Annotated in this window: 15 protein-coding genes; 7 read left to right on the top strand and 8 right to left on the bottom strand. The window is 61.0% G+C overall.

Translation table 11 applies throughout. The features are described from left to right. The first annotated feature begins 286 nt into the window (after nucleotides 1–286). Nucleotides 287–1,513 carry a threonine synthase gene (locus tag VGG64_20080; GenBank protein HEY1601911.1) on the top strand — a complete coding sequence of 409 codons (1,227 nt, stop codon included), beginning with the start codon at nucleotides 287–289 and terminating at the stop codon, nucleotides 1,511–1,513. A gap of 44 nt (nucleotides 1,514–1,557) precedes the next feature. On the opposite strand, the gene VGG64_20085 is transcribed toward VGG64_20080, so the two are convergent. Both VGG64_20085 and VGG64_20090 read right to left on the bottom strand, forming a co-directional pair. After that, complete coding sequence (locus tag VGG64_20085; GenBank protein HEY1601912.1) at nucleotides 1,558–2,160, bottom strand: hypothetical protein; 603 nt, start codon at nucleotides 2,158–2,160, stop codon at nucleotides 1,558–1,560. A 53-nt stretch (nucleotides 2,161–2,213) separates the two neighbouring features. Then, complete coding sequence (locus VGG64_20090) at nucleotides 2,214–2,366, bottom strand: hypothetical protein (GenBank protein ID HEY1601913.1); 153 nt, start codon at nucleotides 2,364–2,366, stop codon at nucleotides 2,214–2,216. A 280-nt stretch (nucleotides 2,367–2,646) separates the two neighbouring features. Here VGG64_20090 and VGG64_20095 point away from each other — a divergent pair, with 280 nt between their 5' ends. Both VGG64_20095 and VGG64_20100 read left to right on the top strand, forming a co-directional pair. Continuing rightward, a complete protein-coding gene (locus VGG64_20095) occupies nucleotides 2,647–3,633 on the top strand; it encodes a Gfo/Idh/MocA family oxidoreductase (GenBank protein HEY1601914.1) in 987 nt (328 codons plus the stop codon). Between the two features lie 648 nt (nucleotides 3,634–4,281). Next, the gene (locus tag VGG64_20100; protein ID HEY1601915.1) at nucleotides 4,282–5,451 is read left to right on the top strand and encodes a TIGR03118 family protein; all 1,170 of its coding nucleotides are present in this window, start codon (nucleotides 4,282–4,284) and stop codon (nucleotides 5,449–5,451) included. 131 nt (nucleotides 5,452–5,582) lie between these two features. Here the strand turns inward: VGG64_20100 and VGG64_20105 are convergent, their stop codons facing one another. Further along, a complete protein-coding gene (locus VGG64_20105; protein HEY1601916.1) occupies nucleotides 5,583–7,085 on the bottom strand; it encodes a serine hydrolase domain-containing protein in 1,503 nt (500 codons plus the stop codon). A 192-nt stretch (nucleotides 7,086–7,277) separates the two neighbouring features. Between VGG64_20105 and VGG64_20110 the strand changes: the two genes are divergently transcribed. The 4 genes from VGG64_20110 (at nucleotide 7,278) to VGG64_20125 (ending at nucleotide 13,242) form a co-directional block, all read left to right on the top strand. Then, a complete protein-coding gene (locus VGG64_20110; GenBank protein HEY1601917.1) occupies nucleotides 7,278–9,017 on the top strand; it encodes a D-aminoacylase in 1,740 nt (579 codons plus the stop codon). Nucleotides 9,018–9,056: 39 nt separating this feature from the next. Next, entirely contained in the window at nucleotides 9,057–10,787 is a 1,731-nt protein-coding gene (locus VGG64_20115) for a twin-arginine translocation signal domain-containing protein (protein ID HEY1601918.1), read from the top strand. 333 nt (nucleotides 10,788–11,120) lie between these two features. Further along, nucleotides 11,121–12,143: a dihydrodipicolinate synthase family protein gene (locus VGG64_20120; protein HEY1601919.1), complete on the top strand. Its 1,023-nt coding sequence runs from the start codon at nucleotides 11,121–11,123 to the stop codon at nucleotides 12,141–12,143. Between the two features lie 481 nt (nucleotides 12,144–12,624). After that, complete coding sequence (locus VGG64_20125) at nucleotides 12,625–13,242, top strand: BMC domain-containing protein (GenBank protein ID HEY1601920.1); 618 nt, start codon at nucleotides 12,625–12,627, stop codon at nucleotides 13,240–13,242. 36 nt (nucleotides 13,243–13,278) lie between these two features. Here the strand turns inward: VGG64_20125 and VGG64_20130 are convergent, their stop codons facing one another. From VGG64_20130 to VGG64_20150, 5 genes are all read right to left on the bottom strand, one after another. Next, complete coding sequence (locus tag VGG64_20130; protein ID HEY1601921.1) at nucleotides 13,279–13,989, bottom strand: hypothetical protein; 711 nt, start codon at nucleotides 13,987–13,989, stop codon at nucleotides 13,279–13,281. Next, nucleotides 13,926–15,485 carry an ATP-binding protein gene (locus VGG64_20135; GenBank protein HEY1601922.1) on the bottom strand — a complete coding sequence of 520 codons (1,560 nt, stop codon included), beginning with the start codon at nucleotides 15,483–15,485 and terminating at the stop codon, nucleotides 13,926–13,928. Before VGG64_20135 ends, VGG64_20130 begins: the two co-directional genes overlap by 64 nt. A 263-nt stretch (nucleotides 15,486–15,748) precedes the next feature. Further along, nucleotides 15,749–16,330, bottom strand: coding sequence for a response regulator (locus VGG64_20140; protein HEY1601923.1), 582 nt, complete (start codon nucleotides 16,328–16,330; stop codon nucleotides 15,749–15,751). Between the two features lie 468 nt (nucleotides 16,331–16,798). After that, nucleotides 16,799–18,691 carry a hypothetical protein gene (locus tag VGG64_20145; GenBank protein ID HEY1601924.1) on the bottom strand — a complete coding sequence of 631 codons (1,893 nt, stop codon included), beginning with the start codon at nucleotides 18,689–18,691 and terminating at the stop codon, nucleotides 16,799–16,801. A gap of 93 nt (nucleotides 18,692–18,784) precedes the next feature. Next, nucleotides 18,785–18,927, bottom strand: a 143-nt coding sequence (locus tag VGG64_20150; protein ID HEY1601925.1) for a tRNA uridine-5-carboxymethylaminomethyl(34) synthesis enzyme MnmG, incomplete at its 5' end; no start/stop codon positions are given.

Genomic DNA, 18,927 nt, shown 5'->3' on the forward strand with positions numbered 1-18,927 from the left:
TATCCATTGGCACACGCCGATGCATCCTTGGTTTCCGTTCTCCCGGCACGAGGCAGATCGAACTTCGGCGGCAGGTTCCTTGTGGTCTGTGACCGCAAATTACAGAAGTCGGACGCCATCGGCAGGTGCCACGCGGAAGATTCTCGACTGTTAAAACGTTCGGGACGTCGTTTCGGCCGTGCCGATTGGCAAGGACAATCTCGTACGATACAACCCGAAGGGTCAGCTGGCGTTATCTACCACTGCCCCCAGAGTCAACAAACTAGTTCGACTGCCCGAGAAACTCATGCCCTGCTTCGTCACGCATCTGGAAAGTGCCATCGATGGCACGCAATTGCCTGCCAACGAGTTGCAAACATTGCACAAGGACCGGCCCTTGTGGGTCCGCTACGATCTCGACGCGGTGCGGGCCACGGTCAGCCGCGACGACCTGATCGAGCGACCTCCTATGATGTGGCGCTATCGCGAGTTGCTGCCGCCGGCCGACGATCGTTCGATCGTCTCGCTCGGCGAGCAAATGACTCCGATTCTCCGCTGCCGCCGGCTGGGGCATCGTTATGGGCTGGATAACCTGTGGATCAAGGACGAATCGCGCCTCCCCACCGGCAGTTTCAAAAGCCGCGGCCTGGCGATGGCGATCACGATGGCGGGACAATTCGGCGTCCGCCGCGTGGCGATTCCCACGGCTGGCAATGCCGGCGGGGCCATGGCCGCCTATGCCGCGCGCTCGGGCATGGAGGCCTTCGTCTTCATGCCCCGCGATACACCCATCGTCAATCAGCTCGAATGTCGCCTGGCGGGTGCCCGCACGTTTCTTGTCAACGGACTAATCAACGATTGCGGCCGCATCGTGCGCGAGGGAAAAGAACATCTCGACTGGTTCGATATGTCGACCCTCAAAGAGCCGTATCGCATCGAAGGCAAAAAAACGATGGGGCTGGAACTCGCCGAGCAATTTGGCTGGGAACTGCCCGATGTGATCGTATATCCCACAGGGGGCGGTACCGGGCTGATCGGCATGTGGAAGGCATTCGAAGAGCTGGCCGAACTCGGCTGGATCGAAGGGGAATATCGCCCCCGCATGGTGGCAGTGCAGTCGACGGGCTGCGCGCCAATCGTGCAGGCATTCGAGGCGGGTGAGCGGTTTGCCAAGCCCTTCGAAAATGCCAAAACGATCGCCAGCGGCATTCGAGTGCCGGCCGCCGTGGGCGACTTCATGATTCTTGATGCGATTCGCGCCAGCGGCGGCCGGGCCGTGGCCGTCGACGAGTCGCGGCTGCGCTTCTGGATGGCACTCGGCACCTCGACCGAGGGAATTTCAGTCTGCCCCGAAACTGCCGCCTGTATCGGCGCCGTCGAACAATTGGCCGCCGAGAAATGGATCGATAGCGAAGAACGGGTGGTGATCTTCAACACCGGCGCCGCGCAGAAATATCCCGAGGCCATGGCGGTGCAACTGCCTGAGATCGACAAGGACGCGCCGCTGGATTGGGAGCGGATCGCGCGAGGTTGACCAAATAGGACGCGACATTCGCCTAGTATCGTTGACGAATTCGCTTACCAGCGGCGGGCCGCAATCACTCGCTCGTCGTCGACGAGCCGTAATTCATTGTCGATCCACTCGGCTACGCGCGTTGCATGGGGGTACATGCCGTGCAACCAGAACATCAGCACGATGCTCAATCCTAACGAGGCTACGCTGCCGACGAGATAAACCGCAGCCACGCAGAATAAGGCGGCACCAAAAACAACGGTCGCGGACCGGATTGCCTGCCTTTGGTAAACGTCGTACATCTTGCCGGCATCTCCCAACGCCGAAATATCGTACGCATTGGCGGGGATGCTCAACTCCCCCGCGACAAGCTGGCTGCGACCTCGCCGCACGACTGAGCGGGCCAACGCTCTGCTCAGCGCAAACGCCAGCGGCGCGGAAAAGATTGCCACCCAACGCACCGTGCTCGTCAGTTCTGTCGTCGGTGGGGCGATTTTCGGAGAGCGTGCGCACAGGGCGACGCTCAGAAGCACTAACAAAGAAAATGCGAACACCTTGATGGTGATTCGTAGTTGCGTCAAAAGCGGTTCCAGCTTTTGGGCCAGTTCATTTTCCTCTGGCGCCACGCTGGCCGCGTTCGACAGCAACTTGATTTGATCTTCTTGCACTCGCGGTGACCTCCGGTAAACGATAGGTCACCGCCGCTGCCCGATCGACGACACTATTGCGGCAGATCGCCGTTTTTGCGGCGGCTGTGGTCCTCGGGCCGCACTGCGACCGCGACCGCCATCACGACCATGATGACGACTCCCAGGACGATGGCCCCGGCAATCAGCGTTCCCGACATGGTGCTTCCCTGAAGCCAATTCGGCACGGTTGCTTCGCCCTCCTGTCGAGCCAACGCGCGCGGCACGCTGTTCTAGCTCCGCTAGCTTCAGCCTATCCCGATTCTGCGCTGGCGGCCAGCGAAAATGTTGCCCGTCGCACGGAGAATCCGCAGTCGGGTGATGCGGATTTTGCCGCCCGTGACATTTCCGTAATGCCTTGTTGACTACAACCGGCCGCACCCATCGAGGTCTAGGCATCTTGGCAATCGCGATCGCCAACAACCTGGAAGTTGCAATGCACACGCCGTTGTGAGAGAGTTTGCCACCATGGCGCGCATCAAGATCGGACAAATCGGCACCGGACATTCCCACGCCCAGGGAAAGATGCAGGTCCTACGCGACTCTGCCGACTACGAGGTCGTGGGCGTTGTCGAGCCCGACACCGAACTGGCCCAGGCCGCACGTCACCTCACGGCGTACCAGGGCGTCCCCTTTCTGACCGAAGAGCAGCTCTTGAATTTCCCGGGGCTCGCCGCGGTCACCATCGAGACGCCAGTTCCTGATCTTACTGCAGCGGCCCAGCGCGCTGTCGAAGCCGGTAAGCACATTCATCTCGAAAAACCGGGGGGTGCATCCCTGCCGAGCTTCCGCCGCGTTCTGGATACCGCGGCCCGCAAGCATCTCGTTGTGCAGATGGGCTATATGTATCGATACAACCCGGGCATCGTATTATTGCGCAAAGCGCTAACAGACGGCTGGCTCGGCACGCCGTTTGAAGTTAATGCCGTGATGAGCAAAGTGGTCAATGCCGCCGCTCGCCGGCCGCTGGCTGAGTTCGCGGGCGGCGCAATGTTCGAATTCGGCAGCCATTTGATCGACCTGGTCGTGGGGCTGTTGGGACGGCCGCAAGCGGTCACATCGTTCTTGCAGCATGTCGCACCAATCGACGATCGATTGGCCGATAGCACGCTGGCGGTGCTCACCTATCCGAAAACCTTGGTCACCGTGAAGTCTAGCACGCTGGAGGTCGAAGGAGGCGACCGGCGGCACATCGTGGTGTGTGGCACCGAGGGGACCTGCCAGGTGCAACCGCTCGACGAGCCGAATGTCAGGCTGACCCTTTCCAAGGCGCGCGGCCAATATCGCCAAGGGTATCAGGAAATCCGCTTTGGCGATTACCCGCGCTATGTAGCCGACCTGGCCGATTTGGCGCGCATCATTCGCGGCGAAAAAGAGCCTGACTTTTCCTTCGAACACGACCTGGCTGTGTTAGAAACCACACTCGTTGCAGCCAAGATGCCACTCGATCGCTAGCAAGGATGCTGGCTTGGAATCGCGCTAGACAGTTTGTGTTCCACGCGCGGTCAGAGTGGTTCCTCAATGGCCAATCGCATGCTTATTCCCGGCGCCAACAGACGAGGGAAAATTTCCACGTCGCGGCAATCCAGAGCCAAGCCCGCGGCGTACTTCTGGTCGGAATGCTCGCTTCCCCCGCAAGCGAGCACTTGCCACCAGTGGCTCCGGCGTGCGGGCGAGCGAGGTGCGCAGTCGTAATGCCCTGCTTCGTGCGCACTTTGTCTCGCTGCACGCCGTTAGTCTCGCTGAAATCAAGAAGCGAGACCTCGCCGCGCGGTGGTCCACTGCGCCGGCTTCTGTTACCACGCTCAGGAACAGCTACTGCCTCATCGCCCCACCGAGAAGCGCGCAGCGTATCATGCTCGCTCATCGTTCGCGGGGCATCTCGATTGTGACTCGTTCGATCGCAACTGGCCGACCGGTTGGCTAGTCGTGTCTCTGTCACAAGCAATCTCCGCGCGACTGCCTGGAACGGGTCGTCGTCGGCTGGCGTCGGTCGTAGGCCGCGGTTGCGTGGCCGGCCAAACCATCCGTGGCGGCACATCGCGCGATGTTTCCACTGACCTTCGGCATTCAACACCTTTGATTATGTTCGGGAGAATCCACATGAAACCCGCAAGTTTAAGATTGGCTGTTTGGGCGATTGTACTTGGCTCTGCACTGACGGCTTCCGCCGCCGGGCCTGGATACCAGGCAGTGAATCTGGTTTCCGACGGCTCGGTTGCAGCGCTACATACCGATCCGAATCTGGTCAACGCCTGGGGAATCGCCTTCAACCCCAACGGATTCGTTTGGGTCAACGACAATGGCACCGGGCTAGCCACGCTCTACGATGGCCTGGGCACACCTCAATCGTTGGTCGTATCTGTTCCCGGCGATGACGGACCCGCGGATCCCACTGGCATCGTCTTCAACAGCTCGAGCAGCTTTGTCGTCAGCGACGGTAACGGCCACTCCGGCGCAAGTGCCTTTATCTTCGCCAGCGAAGACGGCACGATTTCGGGCTGGTCTCCTGGCGTTCCTCCTCCTGCTCCCGCCACCGTGGCGCATGTGGAAGTAGACCAAGCGGCCTCTGGTGCGGTGTTCAAAGGACTGGCCATCGCTACCAACGGCGGTAGCCCGTTCATTTATGCCACCGATTTCCATAACAATCGCATCGACGTTTTTAACGGCTCTTTTGCGCAGGTGACTCCCACAGGATCATTCACAGATCCGAACATTCCCGCCGGCTTTGCGCCGTTTGGAATTCAAACCATTAACAACCAGCTGTATGTGACCTATGCAAAACAGGACGCAGTCGCGCACGACGACGTGGCCGGCCCAGGCAACGGATTCGTGGATGTCTACGACCTGAATGGCAACATGCTGCATCACCTGATCTCGCAGGGGTCGCTCAATTCGCCGTGGGGGTTGACGTTGGCGCCAGCCAACTTCGGCGTCTACAGCAACGACCTGCTGGTCGGCAACTTCGGCGACGGATTGATCCACGCCTACGACCCCACGACCGGAGCACCGCTGGGCACGATGAGCGACAACAGCGGCAATCCGCTCGTTTTCGACGGCCTGTGGGGCCTGCAATTTGGTAACGGATTGAACGGCCAGCCGACGAACGGCCTTTTCTTCACATCCGGACCGCAAGGCGAGTCGCATGGACTGTACGGCCGGATCACGCAAACGCCGGAGCCAACATCATTGGCAATGGCAGCCGTGGCCGCCTTCGGCCTGGCATTCGTCTATCGACGCAACCGGCGCAATGCGAAAACTCTCGCCGGCTGAATCTAGTGGGATCCTGACTGGTGGTGCTGCCAGACGATCAACGTGAAATCTCACAAGTGTGTGATTCAACCCAGTGCTTAACTCACTGGGGAGTGCCCGGGGGTAGCGCGGCTTTTAAATGCTCGGCCGCGCTACTCCTTTTTCTTGCGCAACTCGATCCAGTGCGTCAGCGCGTTGCCGCCACGTGATGCGGGACGCGATATCGCGGTCAGCGATCCTCCCAGCACGTCCTCGCGCAACCGCACTTCCAGGTGCAAGTCGTAAGGCGTTCGTGCGGTGTCGGCCGTGCGCAGATCTCCCCCCGTCCGGCCACGCAGCCAACCATCGCGATAGCGAACGCCATTCAACAACGTGGCTAGTTGACCTTCAAACTGCACGTGTACATCGCCGTCTTGCTGGACTTCCAGCGTGATCGGCAGGTCCCTTTCGTAGGTATGAACAAGACCTTCCCATTTGCCGGCTAGCGTCTGCAGGTCTCTATCAGCGTCGGCGGGCGGAGCCTGAAAGAGCAATCCACCTTCGTCTTTCTTTGCCGCCGCGTCAGCCGGGAGACTGACAATGTCGATGATCTCTTTCGATAAGAGCGACGGCAGCGCGGTATTCGAATTGGCCAAAGCCACGACGACCAATCGTTTGGCAGGAACGAGCGTTAGCAGCGTGTTAACGCCCCCCATGCCACCGGAATGCGAGACCGTGGATTCGCCCGCGGCGCTCGTTTCGACAAACCAACCCAGGCCGTAGCCGCGGTTCTTGGCCGTCTCGAAAGTGGGTTCCTGCATTTTGCGGCGCGATTCGTCTGAAAGAATCTCTTTCTGGTCCGCTTGCCGATCCCCGCTATGAAACAGACCGAATCGTAGCAAATCATGGGCGCTGGCGTACACGGCCGAACCGCCAGGATGGTCGAAATCGTAAAACGGAATTCGCAATCCGTCGGGCCCATAGCGCACGGCCTCGTACTTTTCCAGCCCAGGGCCAATGTCGACCGACATGTGCGGTAGGCCCAGCGGCAAAAAGACCTCCTCGCGCATGAAGTCGGCATAAGTCTTTCCCGAGGTGCGCGCAATCACGTAATCGATCACGCCGTAACCCAAGTTCGAATACTGAAATCGTTCACCCGGCGCGCTCACCAGGTTGGCGTAGCGACGGATCGTGTCGTCCATGGGCGGGCGATGAAACGGCTGGTCGGCATAAAAGAATTGATAGTGCAGCGGCAAACCGGCCGAGTGATTGCCGACGCGCCTTACCGTCGCGTTCGCGGCGTCGCCGACGCGCGCCACGATCTTTGCCTCGCCAAGGTAATCATTGATCGGCTTGTCGAGATCGATCTTGCCGCGCTGGACGAGAAGGGCCAGCCCAGTGGCGGTAATCGGCTTCGAGATCGAGGCCAAGGAATACATCGTATGTTCGTTGGCGGGAACGCGATTCTCGCGATCGGCCCAACCGAAGCCCTGCTCCCAAATGATCTGTCCATCGCGCGCCACCGCCACAGCCACGGAAGGAACGCTGTGCTTGGCCAGTTCCTGTGGAATCTTAGCGCGCAAGGCATCGAACTCGTCGGCCGCGGCTTGCGCCAGGACCAATGTGGTAATACCGACGCCCAGTGCGAAGCGCACCAACAGCCGCATGCGATGCATTGCCATTCTCCGCGAATCAAGGTGTAGAAACGTGCGATACGGACCGGATCAGCCCACCGAATGTAATTGGCCGCCGAGGGGGTGTCGAATCGTGGCGGGACGAAAGGTCCGTTCGCGGGCCATTTCTGGGCGTGTTATAGTGGCGCGGCCAGGTAGGGTTGTCGAGCTCAGCTGCTGTCGGAGAACTTTCGCATGCGTCGTATCGGCCTGTATTGGCTCGCTGTCGCGCTCTTCGGCGTGCCGTCGCTGGTGGCCGAGGCGCAGACGCCACGCGGCGCATCGCAGGTAGCCCAGAACACAGTCAACCAGCAAACGCCCGTCTACGACGTAATTCTGCGCGGCGGCACGATTTACGACGGCAGCGGAGGTCCGCCCGGCGTCGGCGATGTCGGCCTGCGCGGCGATCGCATCGCGGCGGTCGGCAATCTTGCCGGAGCGCGCGCCGCACGCGAAGTCGATGTCCGCGGGCTGGCCGTCGCGCCAGGCTTTATCAACATGCTCTCTTGGGCCACGGTGTCGCTGTTGCACGATGGACGATCGCAGAGCGATATCCGCCAGGGCGTGACGCTCGAAGTCTTCGGCGAGGGGTGGTCGATGGGCCCGCTGAACGCGCGGATGCGCAAGGACATGGCCGACGGTCAGGGGGACATTAAGTACGATGTGGCCTGGTCTACGCTGGCCGAATATATGGATTACCTGGTAAGTCGCGGCATCTCCTGCAACGTGGCCTCGTTCGTGGGTGCGACCACGGTTCGCATTCACGTGCTCGGCTACGAGGATCGCCGCCCCACCGCCGATGAACTCGACCAGATGCGACAACTCGTGCGCCAGGCGATGGAGGGAGGCGCGCTCGGCGTCGGCTCTTCGTTGATTTACGCGCCCGCCTTCTACGCCGACACGCAAGAGTTGATCGAGCTGTGCAAAGTCGCCGCCAAGTACCAGGGCATGTACATCACGCACATGCGCAGCGAGGGCAATAAACTATTGGAAGCGGTCGACGAAACGATACGCATCGCGCGTGAGGCGGGCCTGCCCGCCGAGATCTATCATCTCAAGGCCGCGGGGCGCGATAATTGGCCCAAGCTCGGCCGTGTCGTCGAGATGGTCGAAGCGGCCCGCGCCGGCGGAACGCGGATAACGGCCGACATGTACGTCTACACAGCCGGCTCAACGGGCCTGAACGGTGCCATGCCACCCTGGGTGCAAGAGGGAGGTCTGCAGCAGTGGATCGCGCGGATGCGCGATCCGCAAATCCGCGCCCGCGTGGCCGCCGAGATGCGCACACCGACCGACAAATGGGAAAATCTGTTGTTGGCCGCAGGCTCGCCCGATCGTGTGCTGTTGGTCGGCTTCAAGAATCTGGCGCTGAAGAATCTCACTGGCAAGACCCTGGCCGAGGTGGCCCACCGCCGTAAAACCTCTCCCGAAGAAACGGCCATGGACCTGGTGATCGAGGACGACAGCCGCGTCGATACGGTCTATTTCATGATGAACGAGGAAGACGTGAAGCGCAACATCGCGCTTCCATGGGTGAGCTTTGGTTCGGACGCGCCGTCGGAAGCGCCCGAGGGGGCCTTCACGCTGGCCAACACGCATCCGCGCACCTACGGCAACGTGGCGCGGCTGTTGGGCAAATACGTACGCGACGAGAAAGTGATTTCGCTCGCCGAAGCCATCCGCAAGCTCGCCGCGCTACCGGCAGAGAACCTGGGTCTGCGCGATCGCGGGCAGTTGCGGCCGGGCTATGTGGCCGACGTCGCGGTTTTCGATCCGGCCAAAATTCAGGACCACGCCACCTACGCCGAATCGCACCAGTACGCGACCGGCATGATGCACGTTTTTGTCAACGGTACGCAAGTGCTCGCCGACGGCGAACACACCGGCGCCAAGCCAGGCCGCGCCGTGTGGGGGCGCGGGCGGAAGGCACCCTGAGCCCTCGCGCGCTGCCGGCAGTCGAAGAAAGGCAACTAGATGGACACAAATCGTCGGAACTTCATCAAGCTCGCAGGCGCCGCCGGGGCCGGACTCATTGCCGCGGGGCGGGCTTCCGGTAATGAGGAAGCTTTACCCGTGGCTGGCGGCCCAAAGATCGCGAATGGCGCGCAGGCGGCACCCTTCACGACAGAGCTGTTTCTGGATAACCACATGCTCGAAGTCACACCCGGCGTGTCACGCCGGCTGCATCCGCCCAAGAAGCATGTGCTGAACCCTGTGGTGCGCTGCGATCGCTGGTGCGACGGCAACGTCATTCAGCCCTATACCACGATGTACGACCCGGAGGACAAGCTATTTAAGATGTGGGCCCGGACGGGTAGCGATTGGGAGTCACGCTTTATCGACGGCAACGCGGCCTACATGCTCTATTTCACTTCGACCGACGGCGTCCACTGGAACAAGCCCGACCTGGGCGTGATGGAGATCGCCGGCCGCCGCGACCATAACATCGTCTTTACCAGTGACTCGGTTACCGCGACGGACGCCGCCGGCGCTCAAGCGACCAAGCCGTTTGTCGAACCGAGTCAGCCAATGCGGCCCCAGGGTAAGAAGGCGTTCTTTTGGGGAGTGAACAAGCATCCCAACCCCCGCAGCCCGAGCGAGAAATTCGTGGCGCTAGCGATCGTGCAAGATCATCGGCGGGGTGCGCACATCGTCACATCGCCCGACGGCATTCACTGGACGTGCGCGAGCGCCCCGTTCTGGCAAACGCCGAATGACGTCTCTGGTAAAGGAGACGATTGCCTGATGCACTTGATGTACGACCAGGCAAAGCAGAAATGGACAATTTATCGCCGCGTGATTCCGCAGTTTACCGAGCGAATGATCGCAGACGAAAGCGACCGCGATCGGCCGGCCGTCGACCGCTACTATCGCTCGTATGCTTACGCGGATAGCGATGACCTGCGCGATTGGAAGAATCACCGGTTCATACTCAGCATGGACGCCGACGACCCGGCCGACACCGAACTCTACCAATTCGGTTGCCATAAGTTCGGCCAGACTTATGTCGGCTACATGAGCGTGTACTATGTGCGTCGCGAGCAATCGCTGGATATCCATCTCGCCACAAGCCGCGACGGGCTGAACTTCACCCGCGTCTGCCGAGGCCAGCCGTTCATCCCCTCGGGCGCTTTGGGGTATTACGACTACATGGCAATGGCCTGCTCGCAGCCCGAGCCGATCGTTGTCGACGACACCGTGTACATTTACTACGCCGCGGCCAACTTTCCGCACAGCGTCGATGTGGCACGATCCGATCCCGAGACACTGCAAGTGGGCGCGGCCCTGGCGACGTTCAAGCGCGACCGATTTGCCTCGCTCGAAACAAGCGACAAGGACTCGGGACCGTGTCGCGTTGTGACCAAACCATTCACCGTGCGGCAGGCGAAGTTGTTCTTGAACGCCGCCACCTGGATGAAGGGATCGATCAAGGTCGAAGCGTTAACGCGCGATTGGCAGCCGATTCCAGGCTTTGCCGAACCCCAGGCGCGGCCCATCCAAGGAGACGCACTCGACCACCCGGTCCGTTGGAACGACAACGCAGATTTGAGCAAGCTCTTGGGAAAGGAGATTCGTCTGAAGTTCTATATGACGCGTGCGCGACTCCACGCCATGACACTGAGCGACACCGACCGAAAGCTAGGACCGGTCGATAGCGAATACAAATTCGACCCGCTCGGAGACTCCAGTCCCAAGCTCAGTTGACGTCGCGCGATGGCAACACGGCGCGCCATGCCTATGGGTCGGGCCATTGTTATCGGCGCGCCGACTGGAGACAGCCGCGGGGCCGGGACAACGTTCCCGTAGCTCACGCTTGCCAGTAATGGACGGCAGGCAATTCACCGATATTGCCGGCAAAAGTCCGGCATTTACCCCTGTATCGCCCCCTTCCCAATCCTCTGCGGTGGGCTAAGCTTTTATGTTGCGTCCTGTTGGGTCGCCTCCTTTCTGGCACGAAGCCTATCGGCGGCCCTGAGGTTCGGGATGCCCCGCGTCGAACGCCTCCCGCTCCCGTTCCTTCCGACGAGGCCCACACAGATGGCCGGCGACAATCGCCTTCGTGGCATCTTTACACCTAATATCGTGCCGCTCGATGCGCGCGGCGACATCAACGAGCCCGAGCTGCGCCGCTACACCGATTGGTTGATCGAGCACGGCGTACATGGCCTGTATCCCAATGGGTCGACCGGCGAGTTCAACCGCTTCACCGTCGAAGAGCGGCGTCGCATCATCGCGATCATGGTGGATCAAGCGCGCGGCCGGGTGCCAATCCTGGCTGGCGCCGCCGAGGCCAACGTCCGCGAGACGATTGCCGCCTGCGAATATTATCACGAGCTGGGCGTGCGAGCGGTGGCGATTGTTTCGCCCTATTACTACAAGCTCAGCCCGCCGGCCGTGTATGCCTACTTTCGCGAGATCGGCCGGCACACGCCGGTCGACGTGACGCTCTACAACATTCCGATGTTCGCTTCGCCGATCGACGTGCCGACCGTGCAGCGTCTGAGCGAAGAATTCGAGAAGATCGTGGCGATCAAGGATTCCTCGGGCGATTTGCCGCACATGATCCGCATGATCGCGGCGGTGCGTCCCAATCGGCCCGACTTCAGCTTCCTCACTGGCTGGGACGCGGCGCTGATGCCGATGCTGCTAATCGGCTGCGACGGCGGCACCAACGCCACTAGCGGCGTCGTGCCCGAAATCACACGCAAGTTGTACGACCTGACCACCAGCGGCCGACTGGACGAAGCCCGCGAGCTGCAATACAAGGTTGTGCGGCTGTTCGACGCCATGATGTATACGGCCGATTTCCCCGAAGGCTTTCGCGCCGCTCTGTCGCTGCGCGGCTTCGAGCCAGGCGTGGGACGGCAGCCCATGTCTGAAGGACAGCAGATCGAGTTATCGACGGTGCGCGACACGTTGCAATGCCTGCTGGCTGAAGAGGGCTTTACGAATGAGCCGATTGGCGGCTGTCCGGCGACTGGCCGCGTTGATCCAAAAGCCGTGAGCCAGATCGTGCAGGGAGTGCTGGCCGAACTCAATCGCCGCGGCCTGGCGAATTGAGGCTATCGGTAGCGGAGAAGAGAACAACCACGAATCGCTCGAATTGGACGAATGAAGAAGGCCAGCGTGTTCCCATTCGTGTCATTCGTGGTTTCGACGAATTTGGCCATCGATCGAGAGAATTGAATTGCAGGGAACTGAGAAATATTTGCCACAGAGGACGCCGAAGTCACAGAGGTAGAAGTTCGAGATGGAAACTGGCGGCACGCGGTCAATGGTGAATGCCACTTACTCGTTGCGACCGCTTCTTCCTCACTATCCTCTGAGTACTCAGTGGTGAAATCTGTCTTCGGTATTTCGGATTGACGCGCAGTATTTCATGGCTCGGAAAAAAGCAAAACCTTCTGCTGCGGCGGGTCGAGCGCGCAATGCCGCGCGCGGGCAGAAGCCTGCCGCTAGCCGGCCGCCGCGCGTACGCCGGGTGGCGGCTGCTGCAAAGCCAATCGTCCCTGAACCAGCTTCCAAGCTGGAACAAAAGTCGTTGCCGCCCCACGACGGCCTGAGTATCGCACTTGTCGAGGTTGGCAATCTGACCCCGGCCCTGGTCGTGGCGGATCGCTGCGCCAAGTCGGCCGGTGTGCATATCCTGGGAATCGAAAGCACCGACAGCCCGGTGCAGTGCATCAAACTGGTCGGCCGCGCCGCCGACGTCCGCGAAGCGGCCGAACAAGGGGCCGAGCTCGCCCGGCAGATGGGCTCGACCTGCATTTGGACGACCATGCTGGCGCCCCTGGCGGCAACCCGCGCGCTGGCCGAACAACCACCCGCCTACAGTCCGCTGCTGGACGCCTACGACTCACGCAATCCTTTGGAGAATCACATGAGCAGTTCCGACGCCATCGGCCTGATCGAGACGCAAGGGCTCGTGGCCGCGTTACACGCCACCGACGACATGCTGAAATCCGCCAGCGTGCAACTGGTGGGCAAGGAAAAGATTGGCGCAGCCTACGTGACGATCGTCATCCGCGGCGACGTCGCGGCCGTGCAAGCCGCCATTGCCGTGGGCAAAGACACGATCGAACGCTTGGGCGGAAAACTGATCATGGCCGACGTTATACCTCGACCGCACGCCGAGCTGGCTGCGCTACTGCCGAAGTAAGGGGCAATTGAGGGACGGCACGAGGTGTCCGATCTACTAGTCCACGTACCACTTGCCGTGAACTTGTCGAAAACTGACTACTTCTGAAAACGACCCCTCTCGTGTGATCTGTCGCGTTGCACCGGTAACAGGATCGGACTGGGTTTCAACGACTTGAGTGGTGCCGGTGCATTTCGCGCTCGCCGTTGCCCCTTCCCTCGCGATACTTGTCAGGTCGCGAACAATGATCACCGACGGATTGTTCGCTTTGGCGATATAGTTGTGGGCGGCCACGTAGAGTTCAAGCTTGTTCGTCGCGCTTTTAGCGACGCGCGCTGCAATCGTTGGCATCTCCTTGATCAGTCGCTTATTCTCGTCGTCGGTCCAATTTCGATCGAATTCCTCCCAATGGACGTCATACTTTTTAACAATCGCCCGCAGCGCTTGGTCTTTTGAAGTGCCCGCTTGCAGCGCGACGTGCAATACTTCGCGCTCGTGGCGCTCGTCGGTGAAGAGAGCAAACAGCGCTCGGCGATCGGCGTCGTTGATAGCCTTTTTGTAGGCGGCGAAGGCGGCTTCGGGCCATTCGTGCCCGACGTTGCTCTGTACGTCCACAGCATTTGAATTGGTGTGCGGCGCCACGAGCAAGAAGGTTGCAGCGGTCAGGTATTGGATAATAAACGGGCTCCGGCGCATGGACGTACCTATATCAAAGCTTGCTCGTCGTTCGTGCTTGAGTTCGATACCGGCAGCAGCATCATGACGCACGTTCCCTGGGGCGTGCTGTCAATCTCCACCCGCCCGCCATGCGCGGTGACGATGCGCCAGCATTTTGACAGCCCGTTCCCCAATCCACGGCCGGCGCCGCGGCCGGAATAGAACGGATCGAAGGCGTGGCGGCGTACATCGGATGGTATGCCAGGGCCGTTGTCATGGACGCTGATTGCAATGTGCCGTGATGGCGGCATATTGCACGACGCAGGGTGCTCTTCGGCGCCTCGTCTGTCGCGTGCGGGCTTGCCCCTCACCCTGCCCTCTCCCACGAGGGGCGAGGGTTCTGAGCCGTGCCGTGCGGCGATGGTTTCTTGGAATTGCTGCACACTGCAAACGATCTCGATACGGCCGCCGGGCGAGAGGGCATCAAATGCGTTTTCGCACATGGCCCGTAGTGCGACCTGCAATTGCGTGACGTCGGCGTGCAGCGCGGGAAGATCGCGCGGGCAATCGAAAGCGAGCGTAACGCTCTGGGCTTCGGCCCGCGTGGCAAGCTCGGCGACGACGGTTTCGATGGTTTGTGCGACGTTACATGGTTCCAGCCGCGGTTGCGGAGGCCGGGCAAATAGCATCAGGTCGGCGATCATTTCATGCACACGACGAGCCTGGGTGTTGATCACCGCCAGTTCGCGCCGTCGTTCCGGATCTTGTTCGTGCCGCAAAAACAACTGCGCCCGGCCCGAGATCACGGCCAGCGGATTGTTGATTTCATGACCGGCGCCTGCGGCAAACTCAGCCAACGATTCCAGCTTCTCTTCTTCGAGCCGGCGATCGAACTGCGTTTCCAACTCCACCAGCCGCGCGAACTTGGATGCCGTGTGGGCGAAGTTCTGCGCAGCAAATCCAGGCGACACAAGCCAACGCTGCCGGGCTGCTTCGGCGCGACTACCAATCTTGGCCGCATGAGCGGCCGTTGTCTTTGCCGACGGTTTTTTCCGCGAGGGAGCCTTGGACTTCGCCCGAGCGTTTGGGTCAGGCTGCTGCTTGAGCCATTCTGGCAGTGCCGCCACGCAGTCGGCCGTGCACCCGATCGCCCTGAGCCACTTCGGTGCGCCGTGCAGCAGCGCAACGAGATAGCTGTGTCCAGAGTAAACTCGCCCGCGAGCCGCGGCTTGTTCGGCCGCGATGACGTCGGCAGCCGCCAGTGACGCCAGCTTCGCCGCGACAAGTGGCTCACCAGACTTAGCCCGGCGCGGCTGCCCATTTTCCGCGGGCCAATGCGCCACGAGCGAGGCGAGATTCGCAGCCAGCCAGCTGGCCAGTTCGTTAATGGTGGTCGCTTGCGACGAGCCCTCGCGAAGCCGCGACGGTTGGCAGACGGTCCACAGAGCGAGGGCCGGATCAAGCGCCAGGGCCTCGGCCAGTTGCTGGTGTGCGTGTTGGTCCGTCGGCTCGATCAACACCTGCAACAACGCTGCCGCCGTTGGCTCGGCCAGCGGTAGTCGGCAACTACAATCGCCAATCGATAGCGGCGGTAGTCGCTCGATCACGGGCCCACCATTTCGTACGACGGCGTATTGGTGAGATGGGGCCGCGCAATGGCAGGGCACTGGCACCACTCGCGTGGCACAGGAACTGGCCTGGCAACACACTTGCGCACCAGCACAGGCGCAGCCATACCCGCCGAACGCGGTCCAAGCCGCTCGTCGCTCGACGATTCGGCCGATCACACCACAACCGCCGACCGAGCTTGACCCGGCCGACGGCGTTTTCTAAGCCGACAGATTCATTGCGCCCAGCGGACGGACACGACTCAACCGGCCGACAGCGTCTCGATGTCCAACAGGTGGCACATGTGCTCGATCAGCGTATCGACCTCGAACGGCTTGTGGAGGAAATCGTTGGCCCCCGCAGCGCGGAGATCTTCGATCTTGTCCTCTTCCACCATGCCCGAGATGCAGATGATCCGCACATCGTCCATGGTGCTGTCGCCGCGCACGCGCTGGCAGACTTCCTTGCCGTTGATATCCGGCAACATGACGTCCAGCACGATCAGGTCAGGGCGATATTCCTTGACCATCATGCCCGCATCGAACCCGTTGTTCACGCTGCGGACCTCGAAACGTCCATCGCGGTTCAAGACGTCGGTGATCAACTCGACGAGTTCTTCGTCGTCGTCAACGATCAACACCTTGCGTTTGCCGCTTTCCAAAGCGTCTGTCGGGATGCCGTTGTCGCGCATGAACGAGAAAAGCTCGTTACGCGGAATACGGCGAAAGCGACTACCGGGGACCCGAAACCCCTTAAGCTGTCCAGAATCAAAGCAGCGAATGATCGTCTGTTGGCTAACCTTACAGATCTTCGCGGCTTCACCCGTCGTAAAGACAGTCTTCATAAATGCTAACCATCCCTCTCCCTAGCCGATGGTAAGGCTAGTCTCAGCGGGACTCTCAGCCACCTGCTTTATGAGGGGCGAGAGTACCTAGTCCTCCGTGTGACGCTAGTCGACAGCTAGCCCTTAGCACGCGGTATTCGTAAATCCTTTACGTCCCAGACCTTTTGCATTCGACAACCTCATCCAGCCCTGCCGAGATTGCCGAATTTGCCATCTACAGCGATTATAGCTATCTTCCGAAACGAGTCAATATTGATCTCGTCGCCGCAACCTTCTTCTGAAAAGCAACTTACGTCGCTCACCTCAAACTGTGTAGAGGCGGCTTGCGAGCCCTTCCCAGCTCCATTCCAGACCACTCTCAAGGGGTCCTGCGGGGCTTCGACAACTGGGGCAAGTCGCGTGGCTTCTGGCTGGGTTAAACGACCCAGCAAGACCTGCTCGGACGCCCTCGCAGGCAACGAGCGATCGTCAGGCCGACGGCGCGCCGCCGGCCGGCGGCGGCTCGCCGGCCAGGCCCACCATGTCCAACAACGCCAAAGCGTTGGTGGTACTGGCAATTCCGGGCCGCAAGTGATAGTCGAAAGTCATTTTTCGCTGCGCACCCTCGCCCGCGAATTGCTCGCGGAAATGCACCGCCCGGCAAGCCGACGACAAGGGGGGCTCTGCGGCCAGCTCCAGATCGTGAGTCGATACCGCCCCCAGTGCATGGTGCGCCAGCAATCGATCGACCACCCGGCGAACTGCAATCTGGCGATCGCGCGAATTCGTGCCGTGCAAGATTTCGTCCAACAGGAATACGAGCACGGGCGACCCTGGCGCATCGCATTGCCGGGCACGCTCGACGATCGATTTCAACCGCTGCAATTCTGCCAGGAATAACGACACGCCGTCAGCCAGCGAGTCGTCGATACGCATGCTGGTTTCCACCACGACAGACGGCAACGACAAGCGGCCAGCGCATACAGGCGCCCCGGCCTGCGCTAGCACCAGATTCACGCCCGTGGCGCGCAACAACGTGCTCTTGCCCGACATATTGGATCCCGTCACCAGCAAGAACGTGCCGTCGGGCCCCAACTCGACGTCGTTACCCACACGCTTCGCCGTGGAGATCAAGGGATGCGCCAGGTCGCGGGCAGTAACCAAGCGCGATCCCCGTGGATCAACCACCGGATATGTCCAGGCCGGATGGTCGTATGCCAGAGTGGCTAGCGAGCAGAGCGCCTCGAACTGCGCCAATGCGTCCAGCCAATCACGCAGGTGCGGACCCACATGGCGCTGCCACCGTTCCAAAGACGCCAAGACGTGAAAGTCCCACAGCGTCGTGGCCTGAACGATTCCATAGACCAATTGCGAGTAGCGCAGGTCGGCCAGATCCAATCTCCGCCGCAGTCGCGTCAATTGCTCGTGCGCCCGATGACCGCCGACAGACAGTTGTTGCTGCAACTTGACCAGCGCCGGCGTCGTTACGGGCCACGATTCGACAAGCGCCAGCATTTCAGCAAAGCGATGTAGCTGCTGCTCGCCCGAGTCGATCTGCCGAAAAATTTCATGAAGGCGCCCCACCAGGAGATAACTGATAGCCATTTGCGCGCACACAAGCGCTTGCCACCACAGTCCCCCCGCAAAGCCCGACAAATTCAAAACGGCCAGAACTACGAGCAGCAAAGGGGACAGGCGGGCGTACCACGAGAGCCACGGTCGCTGCGCCAGCCAGGAGGGCCCTTCGGCCCAGCGTACCAGCGGTTCGGCGTCCGCCAACTCCTTACCGCCAGGCAACGATTGACCGCGCCAAGTGAGTTCCTGCCGCAGGTCCAATTGCGCGGCTAACTCCGCCACGCTCTGCTGGCGTGACAGCACGTCCCCCGCATCGGCAGGTGTCAGCAGCCAACGAGCCAGGCAAGTGCGTCCCGCGCTTGTGGTAGCCACACAACAAAGACGGAACAAAGAGGCCGGGCCGAACAAATCAAGATCCCGGGCCGTGGCCGTCAGCACCACGCCCGCCGGCAATTCCGCCGCCGGCAATCGATCCCAGCGACGATCCAAGCGAGCCAATCCGTGCCGGTTCAACATGACCATGCCGCCCGCATGCGCTTGCTGGCGTCGTACCCAGCGATGTCGGACCACCAGTGCGACAAAAACACAAACGCCGCCAAAGGCCGCCAGCGGCCAAGGCCAAGACGGCCCGGCGCCGCGCCACCACCAACCGCCGAGGAGCATCGCCGCAACGAATACACCCGCTACGACGCGCAGGTTCGAGAGCCGATCGGAACGCCCTTGCCAATCGCGTATTTCCGCCTCGAACTGCCTGACGCGCTGTTGGTAAATAGCCCTGCGATCCAGAGACGCGGAAGCATCGAGCACGCGCGTGTCACACCTTTCTAGTCACCAGCAAAAGGGCCGGTCGTTTGCGACGAGGATTGTCGTTGGATATGCGGCGCCACGCCGCGCGGTCGGCTAACGACGCCCTTCCAGGTGGACCATCACCAGCGCCAGATCGGCTGGTGTAATTCCACTAATTCGGCTGGCTTGGGCCAGGCTGGTGGGCCGCACGCGTGTCAGTTTCTCGCGTGCCTCGTTGCGCAATTGTCCGATGATTG

It is taken from the genome of Pirellulales bacterium (assembly GCA_036490175.1).
Lineage (GTDB): Bacteria > Planctomycetota > Planctomycetia > Pirellulales > JACPPG01 > JACPPG01.